Source organism: Solimonas variicoloris DSM 15731, from assembly GCF_000382285.1.
Classification (GTDB): domain Bacteria; phylum Pseudomonadota; class Gammaproteobacteria; order Nevskiales; family Nevskiaceae; genus Solimonas; species Solimonas variicoloris.
Genome location: NZ_KB907928.1, coordinates 262,743 through 276,258 on the forward strand (window position 1 = coordinate 262,743; position 13,516 = coordinate 276,258).

Sequence of the window (13,516 nt, forward strand, 5' to 3'; positions counted from 1 at the left end):
CTCAGTGTTTGCGCGTGGCGGCGAGTTCATCGCCGTGCCGCCATTCGAGATAGGTCTTGACGCCGAGCGTCACCAGCGCCAGCAGCGCCAGCAGCGAGGCCACGGCGAACGCGGCCGAGAACTGGTATTCGTTGTAGAGGATCTCGACGTGCAGCGGCATGGTGTTGGTCTGGCCGCGGATATGGCCGGAGATCACGCTGACCGCGCCGAACTCGCCCATTGCCCGCGCGTTGCAGAGCAGCACGCCATAGAGCAGGCCCCAGCGGATGTTCGGCACGGTGACGCGCCAGAAGGTCTGCCAGCCGCTGGCGCCGAGCGACAGCGCCGCCTGCTCGTATTCCGTGCCCTGTTCCTGCATCAGCGGGATCAGCTCGCGGGCGATGAACGGGAAGGTCACGAAGATCGTCGCCAGCACGATGCCCGGCACCGCGAACGCGACCTTGATGCCGTGGTCCATCAGCCACGGCCCGGCCCAGCCCTGCGCGCCGAAGATCAGGATGTAGATCAGGCCGGCGACCACCGGCGACACCGAGAACGGCAGGTCGATCAGCGAGATCAGGAAGGATTTGCCGCGGAATTCGAATTTGGTGATCGCCCAGGCCGCGGCGACGCCGAACACCAGGTTCAGCGGCACGGTGATCGCGGCGATCAGCAGGGTCAGCCGGATCGCCGCCAGCGCGTCGGGTTCGACGAGCGCGGCGAAGTAGGCGGACACGCCGTTGCGCAGCGCCTCGACGAACACCGCGAGCAGCGGCAGAAACAGGAAGCCGAGCAGGAACAGCAGCGCCACCGCGGTCAGCGTCCAGCGCACCCACGGCGCCTCGGTGACCGCCGCGTTGCGCCGCATCAGCGGCCCCCGGTCGAACTCCGGCGGCAGGCGCGGCGGATCCTGCAGCGTCGAATCAGTGATGGCGCTCATGCGGGCGAACTCGAAGCGTGGGTGTTGCCGTCCGTGGCGCGACGGCGATTCTTGTCATGGCCGGGCGCTCGGCGGCGCGAAGCTTCAGCGCACATGCGCATGTCTCCGCCTCGCCCAGGCCTGCAGACCGTTGATGACGAGCAGCAGCGCGAACGACAGGATCAGCATCGCGCTCGCCACTGCCGTGGCGCCGGCGTAGTCGAATTCTTCGAGCTTGATGATGATCAGCAGCGGCGCGATCTCCGACACCATCGGCAGGTTGCCGGCGATGAAGATGATCGAGCCGTACTCGCCGACCGCGCGCGCGAAGGCGAGCGCGAAGCCGGTCAGTGCGGCGGGCAGCACAGTCGGCAGGATCACGCGCGTGACGGTCTGCCAGCGATTGGCGCCGAGCGAGGCGGCGGCTTCCTCCAGCTCCTTCTCGGCGTCCTGCAGGACCGGCTGCACGGTGCGCACGACGAACGGCAGGCCGATGAAGGTGCAGGCGACGATGATGCCGAGCGGCGTGTAGGCGACCTTGATGCCGAGCGGTTCGAGATACTGGCCGATCCAGCCGTTGCCGGCGTAAAGCGCCGTCAGGGCGATGCCGGCGACCGCGGTCGGCAGCGCGAACGGCAGATCGATGACGGCGTCGAAGAAGCGCTTGCCGGGGAACTCGTAGCGTACGAATACCCAGGCGATCAGCGGTCCGAACACGGCGTTGATCGCCGCGCCGGCCAGCGCCGCGCCGAAGCTGAGTTTCAGCGCGGCGAGCACGCGCGGCGAGCTGACGACCTGCCAATACCCCTCGGCACCGAGCCCGGCGGCGTGGACGAACACGCCGGCGAGCGGGATCAGGACCAGCAGGCTCAGGTACAGCAGGGTGTAGCCGAGCGTCAGGCCGAAGCCGGGAATCACGGTTCGGGGACGAGGGCGGGGGCCGGGGACGGCGCTCATGAGATGGAACTCGTGACGGATGGAACGAAGGCGGCGCATGGCGATGCGCCGCCGCGGAACGCTGCTAGTGTCGGCCCGGCCGGCGCCGGCCGCCATCGGACAATGCCGATGGCGGTGTCCGGCGGATCAGCGCTTCGCATAAATCTGGTCGAACACGCCGCCGTCGGCGAAGTGCGTGGCCTGGGTCTTCGGCCAGCCGCCGAAGGCTTCGGCGACGGTGAAGGCCTGCACCGCCGGGAAGCGCTCGGCGTGCTTCTGCAGCACCGCCTCGTCGACCGGGCGCAGGTCGTTGCGGGCGATGATCTCCTGGCCGGCCGGGCTGAAGTGGAATTGCAGATAGGCGCGTGCCAGCTTCTCGTGTCCCTTCTTGGCGGCGACTTTGTCGACCACGGCGACGGGATTGTCGGCACGCACGGTGAGCGACGGCACGACGACCTCGAAGCGGTCGGCACCGAGCTCCTTCTGGATCAGGCGGATTTCGTTCTCGAAGGTCAGCAGCACGTCGCCGATGCCGCGCTGGGCGAAGGTCGTGGTCGCGCCGCGGCCGCCGGTGTCGAGCACCGGCACGTTGCCGAACAGCTTGGCGACGAAGGCCTGCGCGCCGGCGTCGCTGCCGCCCGGCTGCTGGCGCGCGTACTGCCACGCCGCGAGATAGCTGTAGCGGCCGTTGCCGGAGGTTTTCGGATTCGGGATCACCACCTGCACGCCAGGCCTGACGAGATCGTTCCAGTCGCGGATGCCCTTCGGATTGCCCTTGCGCACGAGGAACAGGATCGGCGACCACGACGGGCTGGCGCCGTGCGGGAACTGGTTCGCCCAGTCGCGCGACAGCACGCCGGCCTTGGCGATCGCGTCGATGTCGAGCGGGTTGTTCATCGTCACCACATCGGCTTCCAGGCCGTCGATCACCGAGCGCGCCTGCTTGCTGGAGCCGCCGTGCGACTGGTCGATGCCGACGCTCGTGCCGGTCTTGGCTTTCCAGTCGGCGACGAAGGCCGGATTGAAGTCGCGGTAGAAGTTGCGGGCGACGTCGTAGGACACGTTGAGCAGCGGCGTGTCGGCCTGCGCGAACGGTGCGGCAAGGCCGAGCGCGGCGGCGGCGAGGGTGCGGGTCCAGGATTTCATGGCGGGGGTTCGGGAGGTTCGGATCGGTTCAGACGAAGCGCAGCTCGTGGGCGCCGTACTGGCGCTCCTGCGGCTGCAGCGGCTGGGCCAGCGGATAGCGGTGACGATCCAGCCAGCGGGTGTTGCTGAGCCAGAGCCCGTCGACCTCGGCGCCGTGCGCGCGGTTGACGAGCACGATGCGGCGCAGGCGCTGGTCGAGCAGCGCCAGCTTGTTCTCGGCCTTGAGGCCGTGTTCGAGCACCTGGATGAACGCGTAGTCGCTGAGCAGGCCGGGGTGACGCTGCGCCAGCGGGCGCAGCACGTCGGTGACGAAGTGCCAGGTATCCGACTTGCCGGCGACGCGCGTTTCGAGCTTGAGCGTGCCGTTGTGCATCAGCCAGACGCCGTCGACGATCTTGAACGGATGCACGTTGTCGATGCCGCTGCCGCCGCGGGTCTGGCGGCGCAGATGCAGGACGTACTCGGCGCTGCGGTAGGCGCGCTCGACGTCGACCAACTCGTCGACGTTGACCAGCGCGCGCTTCTCGATCAGCACGCGGCCCCCGTCGTCGAAGCCCATCAGGCCCCAGCCTTCGCCGTTGTGCACGGCGGCGGCGGCGAGCAGGTCGGCGGGAATCTCGGCGCCGGCCGGTTTGTGGATGATCAGGCACATCGGCGTCAGCCCAGTTTCGCCACCAGCACTTCGGTGGCCTTGAAGATCGCCAGCACGTCGCTGCCGATGCGCAGCGGCAGGCGGTCGACCGAGCTGGTGGTGACGACCGCGCTGATGATGCCGGCCGGGGTCTCGACCTCGATCTCCGACATCACCGGGCTGCGATGGATCGCGACGATGCTGCCCTTGAACTGGTTGCGGGTGTTGATGGCGGTGACGCTCACGGACGGACTCCGGTCGGGGGATGCGAAAAAAGGCTGGCGGCTACGCGGCCTGGTCGCCGATCTTGGCGATCAGCACCTCGGTGGCCTTGAACAGCGCCAGCGCGCTGTCGCCGATGCGCAGCTTGAGGCGGTCGATCGAACTGGTGGTGATGACGGCGCTGATGATGCCGGCCGGCGTTTCGATTTCGACTTCGGACACGACCGGGCCTCGGTTGATCGAGACGACGCTGCCCTTGAACTGGTTGCGGGTGTTGATGGCGGTGACGGACATGGGGGAATTCTCCGTGGCGGCTAAAAAGGGTGGCGGGGCGGTCGCGTGCGTGCGACCGTCCCGCCCACCACCGGGATGCGCTAGTTCTTCAGATAGATCTGGTCGAAGACGCCGCCGTCGGCGAAGTGCGTCGCCTGCGCCTGGGTCCAGCCGCCGAAGTCGGCGATCGTGACCAGGCTCAGCTTCGGGAATTTGTCGGCGTAGCGGGCCGCCACCGCCGGATTGATCGGGCGGTAATGGTTCCTGGCGATGATCTCCTGCGCCGCGTCGGTGTACAGGTACTGCAGATACGCCTCGGCGACCTTGCGTGTGCCCTTCTTGTCGACGTTCTTGTCGACCACCGTGACTGGCGGCTCGGCGAGGATCGACAGCGACGGGGCGACGATCTCGAACTTGTCGGCGCCGAACTCCTCGAGCGACAGGAAGGCCTCGTTCTCCCAGGCCAGCAGCACGTCGCCGATGCCGCGCTGCACGAAGGTCGTGGTCGCGCCGCGGGCGCCGGTATCGAGCACCGGCGCGTTCTTGAACAGCGCCTTGATGTACTCGCGCGCCTTGGCGTCGTCGCCGTTGTGCTTCTTCAGCGCATAGGCGTAGGCGGCTAGGTAGTTCCAGCGCGCGCCGCCGGAGGTCTTCGGGTTCGGCGTGACGACGCTGACGCCCGGCTTCACGAGATCGTCCCAGTCCTTGATCTTCTTCGGGTTGCCCTTGCGCACGAGGAAGACGATCGTCGAGGTGTACGGCGACGAGTTGTTCGGCAGCCGCGACTGCCAGTTCGCCGGCAAGGTCTTGGCGTTCCTGGCGATCGCGTCGATGTCGGCGGCCAGCGCCAGCGTCACGACGTCGGCGTCGAGGCCGTCGATGACGGCGCGCGCCTGCTTGCCCGAGCCGCCGTGCGACTGCTGGATCGTCACCGTGTCGCCGGTCCTGGCCTTGTAGTCGGCGGCGAACGCGGCATTGACGGCCTTGTACAGCTCGCGGGTCGGATCGTAGGAAACGTTCAGCAGGTTGTAGCTGGCGGCGAACGAAGTCGCCGGCACGGCGACGGCCAGCGCGGCCGCGGCGAGAATCTTCTTGATCATGACAAGCTCCTGGCGTTCGTCGGTGTTCAGAACGCGATCTGGAAACGGGTGAGCAGCAGTTTTTCGTCTTCGCGGTCGCCGCTCGCGGCACCGCCGTCGAAGCCGGTCTGCGCGTAGCTCAGGGCAACCTTCAGGTTGTTGACCGGATACCAGTTGGCGCCGGCCGCCCAGGTCGTGGCCTTGCTCGCCGACTTGGCCGGATCGGCGAAGATCGGGAAGGCGTCGTCGTCGATGTCGAGCACGCCGTAGCGCGCCACCAGTTCCCAGGCGCCGAAGCCGCCCTTGTCGATCGGGTTCTTCGGCTTGCTCAGGCCCGAGAAGCTGGCGTCCTCGCCGGTCAGGACGTAGTTGGCGACCGCCTGCCAGGCCTTGTTGTCGAGCTTCTCGCGGCTGGCGCCGAGCACCACTTCCTGGCGCGCGACGATGTATTCGGCGAGCAGACCGAAACCGTTGCGGTAGAAGTACGCCTGCGGGCTGATGCGCGTTTCGGCGCCGTCATAGCCGACCGTGCTGCCGGTCGCCGCCAGATAGTTGAAGAAGGTGCTCTGGCCCGGCGTGCGGTATTTGACCTGCGTCGCGTCGGCGCTGCCCTGCTTGTCGCCATGCGAGGCGCCGACGCCGAAGCCCAGCCCCTGGAAGAAGCCCGGATCGTTCTTGAACGGCTCGGCGAACAGGCGCGCGGCCAGCTCCTTGCGATTGTCGCTGTCCGGCTGCTGCTTGCCGTCGCGGCCGTCCGGCGCGCCGTTGAACACGCCGATCGCGTAGTTCGTGGTGCCTGACAGGAACGTGCCGCCGAGCTGCACGCCGTAGTCGCGGTTCGGGCCGAGCTCGTTCGGGAAGCCGCGTTCGTTGAACTCGATCGCGGCGCTGGCCTGCAAATTCTCGAGCACGACCGGCGCCTTGAACTTGCCGGCGCGGATGTTGAAGGCCGGCGACAGGCGCAGTTCGCCGTAGACGTCGGAGACCGTCGCGCTGTCCGGCGCGAAGTTCGGCTGGATGCGGAAGAACAGCGACTTGCCGAGCGTGAGCTCGAAGGTCGGCTCGACGCGGCGCAGCAGGAAGCCGTCGTTGCTGCGCGGCGCCTGATCGTCGAAGTACCAGCGGCTGTCGGCCTGCAGCAGGCCGCGGAACTTGAATTCGTAGTCGCCCTTGGCCGACTTGATGCTGAAGCCTTTCTCGCCGGCCGACACGGTCGCCGCGTCCTTGGCCTTGGCGTCGCTTTCTTCCTTCTGGATCTCGAGCTGGCGCTCGAGCACGCGGATGCGCTGATCGAGCTGTTCGGTGCTCGGCGCCTCCTGGGCCTGGGCGCCGACCGCCGCCGCCAGCAGCGGCAGGACGCTCAGCCGCTGAATGCTCCCCTTGATGCGCTTGTTGATGTGCTTCGGCATGAACGCGACTCCCTGGTCACGAGGTCTGAAAGTGCGCACATGCTGCCGGGCCAAGGACGGCCAGTAAAAGAATATATGGAGACTTTTATAGTTCTGAAAGTTTTAATCACGCCGACAGAAAAGCCGTGCCGGGCATCCGGTGCGGCTTTCGCTTGCAGCGTGGGGGTGATCAAGCGACGGTTCGGCCGCAGGTCCGGCTCGCGGCTTGCCGGGCGGCCGGCTGCCGCTTGGGGATGGATGGCGTCGTCGTGGCGCGCCGACCACGTCGGTCGTGTCGCGCGTGCCGACCTGCCGGTCGGTTTCGCGGGCGGACGCGTCGCCGCGGCGAGGGGGCTCAGTAGCGCGGCACGCCGGGATCGACGTCGGTCGACCACGCGTCGATGCCGCCGGCGACGCTGGCGACATCGGCGAAGCCGTTCTTCTCCAGGAAGCGGCCGGCCATTTCCGAGCGCACGCCGTGATGGCACAGCACGGCGATCGGCGCCGCCGGATCGAGCTCGCCGAGCCGCTGCGGCAGTTCGTGCATCGGCATGTGCCGCGCGCCGGCGATCGCGGCGAGGGCGAGTTCGTCGGCGCTGCGCACGTCGATCAGCGTGACGGCCTGCGCCGCCAGCTGCTCCTGGAGTTCGGTGACGGAAATGATCTTCATGGCGGCAGTGTAGGGCGGGCGCGGGCGATGCCGGTAGAGGGCGCGCGGCGCGGCCGTGCCGCTACTCGACGCGGAAGCGCACGACGCCGATCAGCTGGTCGCTCTGCGTGACCACGCGTACCTCCCAGCGGCCGCGCGGATCGGGCGGGAACGCGGTCTTGTGCGTCCAGGTCCGGTAGCCGGATTCGCGGCTGCCACGGATCTCGATCGGAATGCTGTCGATCAGCCGGCCTTCGTGCCACCACTGATGGACGATGCGTTCCTCGACGCCGCGCGGTGCGTGGATCGGCGTCCACACGTAGAGGCCGCCGTCACGCAGCGCGTCGGCGCCGAGGCGTTCGACGCTGGGGCCGGCGCTGCGCCGCTCGACGTCGAGCGTCTGCGTGGCGTGCGCGTCGTAGACGCGCAGCGTCGACGGCGGGATCGCGAAGCGCAGCGCGCTGAGCGTGCCGGCGAGCAGCAGCGCGCCGGCGAGCGCCGCCGGCCAGCGCAGCCAGCGCCCGCACGGCAGCGCCGCGGCGAAGGCCGGCAGCGACAGCAGTGCGGCGGCGCCGATCGCCAGCCACAGGCTGGTCGCGGTGGTGATCTGCCACAGCATCGGCGCCGCCGTCAGCACGGTCGTGAAGCCGGCCGCGGCATGAAAGCTCCACAGCAAGGGCCGGCTGACGACGACGCGGCCGAAGTACAGCGGGTCGATCATCGACACCAGCGAGAAGGCGGCGAGCAGCAGCACGAACAGCGGCTGCGTGCTGGTCCAGGTGGTCGTTGCCAGGAAGAACGGCAGCGTGAAGAAGAAGGATTCCTGATGCAGCCCCTGCAGCAGGTAGCGCAGCAGCGCCGGCGAATAGCGCAGCCAGCGACCGCGTTCGGCGAAGCGCATCCAGTACGGCTCGCTCAGCGCCGCCAGCCATGACAGCGGCAGCAGGATCACCAGCGTCTGCGCGACTTTCTCCTGGCGCTGGATCAGCAGCAGGCTGGCGACGCCGGCAAGGAAGCTGCCGAGCGCGACGAGATGCTTGTAGCGCGCCCACAGTGCGGCGAGCCGCGTGCGGGCGTCGAGGCGGCCGTTCATGGGTCCTGCGTCGGCGCCGCCTGCGGGTGCACCAGATTGGCCAGCTCGGTGCGGCTGTAGACGCCGAGCTTGCGGTAGACGCGGTACAGGTGATTGGCGACCGTCGACGGCGCCACGCCGATCTTCTTCGCCGCCTGCTTGAACGACAGGCCCTGCGCGACGCAGTAGACGATCTCGCGCTCGCGTGCGGTCAGGCGGTCGAGCGGTCCGGCCGGCCACATGATGATCAGGTAGAGATCGCTGAGTCGCTCGCAGCGCACCATCAGGTCCGCGTACGGCGCGATCTCGCCGGGCGCCGGCAGCGCGAACGGCAGGCGTTGCGGTTCGCGGTTCGGCAGGCGCTCGTCGAGCAGGTCGAGGAAGCGCGGCTGCGCCTCGTGGAAAATGCCGGCGCCGTCGACCACCGCGCCGGCGGCGCCCGGCGGACGATCCGCGTGCGTGCGCGCCAGATGCAGGAAGAACGAATGCGAGGCGGCGTTGAACAGGTGATAGATGACGCGCTTCTGGCGCTGCCGGTCGACGTCGCTGAACGGCGCGTCGCGGTCGCGCCGGTACAGCGTCAGCAGCGAATACAGGCCGCTGCGCCGATCGAGATGGCCGGTCGACAGGATGCGGTGGATGCCGTACGGCGCGAAGGTGCTCGCGTACAGCTCGGAGGCGAAGAACTCGGCGTCCGGGAACACGTCGCGCATGTCGACCGGCGTGTCGAGGTTCTGCAGGATCTCGGCGATGATCGGGTTGATCGCCGTGGTCGACTGCAGCTGCCGCGGAAATTCCACCGGCAGGCCGTGCACGGTGACGGTATGAAAGCGCATCTGCGAGACGCTGCCGCTGCCCCACAGCGCCCCGTCGCAGGGCACGACGCGTGCGAGCTGCGACAAGGCCCACTCGCGGAATTGACCGGCCGGTACCTGCAGGCCGGAACGGTAAGCGCGGGCGATCAGTCGATCGACCGGATCGATGGCGTCGACGGGGGAGGGCTTTTGCATGCCGGCTTCGAGCGCTTCCTGCTTATTTTTCGGACGACGGGCCTGTCCGATTTCCGTGGGCGGTTTTTACTATCGGGCAGTGCGTGGGCACTGCCCATACTAACAGCATAGGAGACGCGCACTCATGCGCGAGAAGCCAGAACAATGAGAACGCTCGGTCAATGGCTGGACGAGTACAACGTCAGCCACCGCAATCCGGTCAACAAGACGCTGCACTGGATCTGCGTGCCGCTGATCGCCTTCACGATCGCCTGCGCGCTGAAGCTGATTCCGGTCGGCCACGGCTACCTCAACGCCCTGAGCGTGGTCGGCGTGCTGGTGTTGCTCTACTACTTCCGCCTGTCGTGGCAGCTCGCGCTCGGCATGAGCGCGGTGTTCCTCGTCGGTTACCGCCTGGTGCTCGCCGCCGAGGCGGCGTTCGGCGCGCAGCTGATCTGGGTCGCGCTGGCGATCTTCGTCGTCGCCTGGATCGGCCAGTTCATCGGCCACCACGTCGAGCGGGCGCGGCCGTCGTTCTTCAAGGACCTGCAGTTCCTGCTGATCGGGCCGCTGTGGCTGCTCGATGCGGTCTACCGGCGCATGGCGATTCCGACCGGGCGCCGGTTCGCCGCCGGCTGATCGCCGTACGCTGCACGCCCGTGACGGCCCGCTCCGGCGGGCCGTTTGCGTTGTTGCAGCCGCCGCGCTTGCGGGCGCGTGCGCCGAACTGAAAGAATCCTGTCACGCCTGTCACGTTCGGAGCCCATGCACAAGAAGCGCTGCCGCGGCGGGCAGGCCGTGACGATCCGCGAAGTCGCTGCGCGTGCCGGCGTTTCGCCGATGACCGTGTCGCGCGTCATCAACCACGGCGCCAACGTCACCGACGCGACGCGCGCCGCCGTCACCGCGGCGATCCGGGAACTGCGCTATGCGCCGAATCCGGCCGCGCGCCGCCTGGCCGGCGCGCAGGCCCACCGCATCGGCCTGCTCTACAGCAATCCCAGCAGCGCGTTTCTCAGCGAGTTCCTGCTCGGCGCGCTCGACGCGAGCAGCCGCGGCGGCTGCCAGATCGTCGTCGAGAAATGCGGCACGACGGCGGCGGCCGAGCGCGCCGCGGTGCAGAAGCTGCTGAACGACGGCATTCGCGGCGTGATCCTGCCGCCGCCGTTGTGCGAGGCGGCCGCCGTGCTCGACGCGATCCGCGCCGCCGGCGCGATCGCCGTCGAAGTCGGCGCCGGCCACGCCGGCGCGAGCTTTCCGAGCGTGCGCATGGACAACTACAAGGCCGCGCGCGAGATGGCCGCGTACCTGCTCGGGCTCGGCCATCGCCGCATCGGCTTCATCCGCGGCCATCCGAACCAGTCGGTCAGTGCGCAGCGGCTGCAGGGCTTTGTCGACGCGCTTGCCGCGGCCGGCCTCGATGCCGCCCATGCGCCGGTCGAGGCCGGCCTGTTCAGCTACCGCTCCGGACTCGCCGCCGCCGAGAAGCTGCTGGCGCGTCGGCCGCGGCCGACGGCGATCTTCGCCGCCAACGACGACATGGCGGCGGCGGCGCTCAGCGTCGCGCATCGCATGGGGCTGCAGGTACCGGCCGAGCTGTCGATCGCCGGTTTCGACGACAGTCCGATCGCCGCGACGGTGTGGCCGGCGCTGACGACGGTGCGCCAGCCGATCGCGGCGATGGCGCGCGCCGCCGTCGAGCTGCTGGTCGATGAGCTGCGGCGGCGGCCGCGCGTCGGCGCCAGCGGACCGGCGCAGCGCCTGCTGCGCCACACGCTGGTGCGCCGCGAATCGACGGCGGCGCCCTGAAGCGTCGCGCGCTGGCGCAAACCAGGACGGCGCCTTGCGGCGCCGTCTGCAGATCGCCCCGCGAGGTGCCTACTTGCTCGCGTTGGCTTCCAGCACCGTCAGCGCCGTCATGTTGACGATGCGCCGCACCGTCGCCGACGGCGTCAGGATGTGCACCGGCAGCGCGGCGCCGAGCAGGATCGGGCCGATCGCGACATTGTTGCCGGCGGCGGTCTTCAGCAGGTTGTAGGCGATGTTGGCGGCATCGAGGTTGGGCAGCACCAGCAGGTTGGCGTCGCCGTGCAGCGTCGTCGCCGGCAGGATGCTCCGGCGCATGTCCTCGTCGAGCGCGCAGTCACCGTGCATCTCGCCGTCGACTTCGAGGCCCGGGGCGCGCTCGCGCAGCAGCGCCAGCGTCTCGCGCATCTTCACCGCCGACGGCGCGTCGGAGGTGCCGAAGTTCGAGTGCGAGACCAGCGCCGCCTTCGGCTCGATGCCGAAGCGGCGGATCACGTCGGCCGCCATGATGGTGATCTCGGCCAGCTGCGTCGCGCTCGGATCGAGGTTGACGTGCGTGTCGACGAGGAAGACCTGGCGGTCCGGCAGGATCAGCGCGTTCATCGCGCCGTAGGTGCAGGCGCCGGCACGGCGGCCGATGACCTGGTCGATGTAGTGCAGATGGCGGCCGGTCGTCGAGATCGTGCCGCAGATCATGCCGTCGCCTTCGCCCTTCTTGAGCAGCATCGACGCGATCAGCGTGGTGCGCCGGCGCATTTCGAGGCGCGCGTACTGCTCGGTGATGCCGCGGCGCTGCATCAGCTCGTGGTAGGACTGCCAGTACTCGCGGTAGCGGACGTCGTGGTCGGGATTGACGACCTCGTAGTGCTGGCCGGCCTTCAGGCGCAGGCCGAAGTGGGCGATGCGGCTCTCGATGACCGACGGGCGGCCGACCAGGATCGGCCTGGCGAGCTTTTCGTCGACGGCGATCTGCACGGCGCGCAGCACGCGCTCTTCCTCGCCCTCGGCGAAGATGATGCGGCTCTTTTCCGGGGCCAGCTTGCGCGCCGCCGAGAAGATCGGCTTCATCAGCGTGCCGCTGTGGTAGACGAACTGCTGCAGCTTCTGGCGATAGGCGTCGAAGTCCTCGATCGGCCGCGTCGCGACGCCGGCATCCATCGCCGCTTTCGCCACCGCCGGCGCGATCTGTACGATCAGGCGCGGATCGAAGGGCTTCGGAATGATGTACTCGGGACCGAACGACAGGTCCTCGATGCCGTAGGCCTGGGCGACGACGTCGCTCTGCTCCTGGCGCGCCAGCTCGGCGATCGCGTGCACCACGGCGATCTCCATCGAGCGCGTGATCGTCGTCGCGCCGACGTCGAGCGCGCCGCGGAAGATGAACGGGAAGCAGAGAACGTTGTTGACCTGGTTCGGATAGTCGGTGCGGCCAGTGGCGATGATCGCGTCGTCGCGCACGGACTTGACCTCTTCCGGCCTGATCTCCGGCGTCGGGTTGGCGAGCGCGAGGATCAGCGGCTGCGCCGCCATCTTCGCGACCATCTCCGGCTTGAGCACGCCGCCGGCCGAAAGCCCCAGGAAGAGGTCGGCGCCGCCGATCACTTCGGCCAGCGTGCGCGCGGCGGTTGGCTGCGCGTACTGCGCCTTGTTCGGATCCATCAGCTCGGTGCGGCCTTCGTAGACCACGCCGGCGAGGTCGGTCAGCCAGATGTTCTTCTTCGGCAGGCCGAGGTCGACCAGCAGCTCGACGCAGGCCAGCGCCGCGGCGCCGGCGCCGGACACCACCAGCTTCACTTCGTCGATCTTCTTGCCGACCACCTTCAGGCCGTTGGTGACGGCGGCGCCGACGATGATCGCGGTGCCGTGCTGGTCGTCGTGGAAGACCGGGATCTTCATGCGCTTGCGCAGCTCGCGCTCGATGTAGAAGCACTCCGGCGCCTTGATGTCTTCGAGGTTGATGCCGCCGAAGGTCGGTTCGAGCGCGGCGACGATCTCGATCAGCTTGTCCGGATCGCGCTGGTCGAGCTCGATGTCGAACACGTCGATGCCGGCGAACTTCTTGAACAGCACCGCCTTGCCTTCCATCACCGGCTTGGCGGCGAGCGGGCCGATCGCGCCGAGGCCGAGCACGGCGGTGCCGTTGCTGATGACGGCGACCAGATTGCCGCGCGCGGTGTAGCGGAAGGCGTTGACCGGATCGGCGACGATCTCCTCGCAGGCGGCCGCGACGCCCGGCGAGTAGGCGAGCGCCAGATCGCTCTGGTTGGTCATCTGCTTGGTCGGCGTCACCGACAGCTTTCCGGGCGTCGGGAACTCGTGGTAGTCGAGGGCGGCTTTGCGTAGGGCTTTGAGATCGCGCATGGGTTCTGGGGGAGGGTCTGCGGTAAGGTGGACGCGTGCGGCGCCCATCGCGGGGATCGGGGTGGG

At 68.6% G+C, this 13,516-nt stretch carries 14 protein-coding genes; 2 read left to right on the forward strand and 12 right to left on the reverse strand.

Annotation, left to right across the window (positions count from 1 at the left end; genetic code table 11):
• Nucleotide 1 precedes the first annotated feature (1 nt).
• The 11 genes from cysW to H149_RS0107500 all read right to left on the reverse strand — a co-directional run bounded on the left by cysW (nt 2) and on the right by H149_RS0107500 (nt 9,304).
• Nucleotides 2-847 (reverse strand): sulfate ABC transporter permease subunit CysW, encoded by an 846-nt coding sequence (gene cysW, locus H149_RS0107450; RefSeq protein ID WP_039748436.1) that lies wholly within the window; start codon nt 845-847, stop codon nt 2-4.
• A gap of 156 nt (nt 848-1,003) precedes the next feature.
• Entirely contained in the window at nt 1,004-1,855 is an 852-nt protein-coding gene (gene cysT, locus H149_RS0107455; RefSeq protein WP_039748438.1) for a sulfate ABC transporter permease subunit CysT, read from the reverse strand.
• Nucleotides 1,856-1,981: 126 nt separating this feature from the next.
• A complete protein-coding gene (locus H149_RS0107460; protein WP_020649123.1) occupies nt 1,982-2,980 on the reverse strand; it encodes a sulfate ABC transporter substrate-binding protein in 999 nt (332 codons plus the stop codon).
• A 28-nt stretch (nt 2,981-3,008) separates the two neighbouring features.
• The gene (locus H149_RS0107465; protein WP_020649124.1) at nt 3,009-3,632 is read right to left on the reverse strand and encodes a class II glutamine amidotransferase; all 624 of its coding nucleotides are present in this window, start codon (nt 3,630-3,632) and stop codon (nt 3,009-3,011) included.
• Between the two features lie 5 nt (nt 3,633-3,637).
• Nucleotides 3,638-3,856 (reverse strand): TOBE domain-containing protein, encoded by a 219-nt coding sequence (locus tag H149_RS0107470; protein WP_020649125.1) that lies wholly within the window; start codon nt 3,854-3,856, stop codon nt 3,638-3,640.
• 40 nt (nt 3,857-3,896) lie between these two features.
• Entirely contained in the window at nt 3,897-4,127 is a 231-nt protein-coding gene (locus tag H149_RS0107475; protein ID WP_020649126.1) for a TOBE domain-containing protein, read from the reverse strand.
• A gap of 80 nt (nt 4,128-4,207) precedes the next feature.
• Nucleotides 4,208-5,206 carry a sulfate ABC transporter substrate-binding protein gene (locus H149_RS0107480; protein ID WP_020649127.1) on the reverse strand — a complete coding sequence of 333 codons (999 nt, stop codon included), beginning with the start codon at nt 5,204-5,206 and terminating at the stop codon, nt 4,208-4,210.
• 26 nt (nt 5,207-5,232) lie between these two features.
• Nucleotides 5,233-6,594, reverse strand: coding sequence for an OprO/OprP family phosphate-selective porin (locus tag H149_RS0107485; protein WP_020649128.1), 1,362 nt, complete (start codon nt 6,592-6,594; stop codon nt 5,233-5,235).
• Nucleotides 6,595-6,928: 334 nt separating this feature from the next.
• Complete coding sequence (locus tag H149_RS0107490; RefSeq protein WP_020649129.1) at nt 6,929-7,243, reverse strand: rhodanese-like domain-containing protein; 315 nt, start codon at nt 7,241-7,243, stop codon at nt 6,929-6,931.
• A gap of 61 nt (nt 7,244-7,304) precedes the next feature.
• Entirely contained in the window at nt 7,305-8,315 is a 1,011-nt protein-coding gene (locus H149_RS0107495) for a DUF5924 family protein (protein WP_020649130.1), read from the reverse strand.
• Complete coding sequence (locus H149_RS0107500) at nt 8,312-9,304, reverse strand: helix-turn-helix transcriptional regulator (RefSeq protein WP_020649131.1); 993 nt, start codon at nt 9,302-9,304, stop codon at nt 8,312-8,314. The genes H149_RS0107495 and H149_RS0107500 overlap by 4 nt, the downstream gene beginning before the upstream one ends.
• 144 nt (nt 9,305-9,448) lie before the next feature.
• Here H149_RS0107500 and H149_RS0107505 point away from each other — a divergent pair, with 144 nt between their 5' ends.
• Both H149_RS0107505 and H149_RS0107510 read left to right on the forward strand, forming a co-directional pair.
• Nucleotides 9,449-9,922 (forward strand): Mpo1 family 2-hydroxy fatty acid dioxygenase, encoded by a 474-nt coding sequence (locus tag H149_RS0107505; protein WP_020649132.1) that lies wholly within the window; start codon nt 9,449-9,451, stop codon nt 9,920-9,922.
• Nucleotides 9,923-10,048: 126 nt separating this feature from the next.
• The gene (locus H149_RS0107510) at nt 10,049-11,092 is read left to right on the forward strand and encodes a LacI family DNA-binding transcriptional regulator (protein ID WP_020649133.1); all 1,044 of its coding nucleotides are present in this window, start codon (nt 10,049-10,051) and stop codon (nt 11,090-11,092) included.
• Between the two features lie 69 nt (nt 11,093-11,161).
• Here H149_RS0107510 and H149_RS0107515 read toward each other — a convergent pair whose 3' ends face one another.
• Nucleotides 11,162-13,450, reverse strand: coding sequence for an NADP-dependent malic enzyme (locus H149_RS0107515; protein WP_020649134.1), 2,289 nt, complete (start codon nt 13,448-13,450; stop codon nt 11,162-11,164).
• Nucleotides 13,451-13,516: the final 66 nt, after the last annotated feature.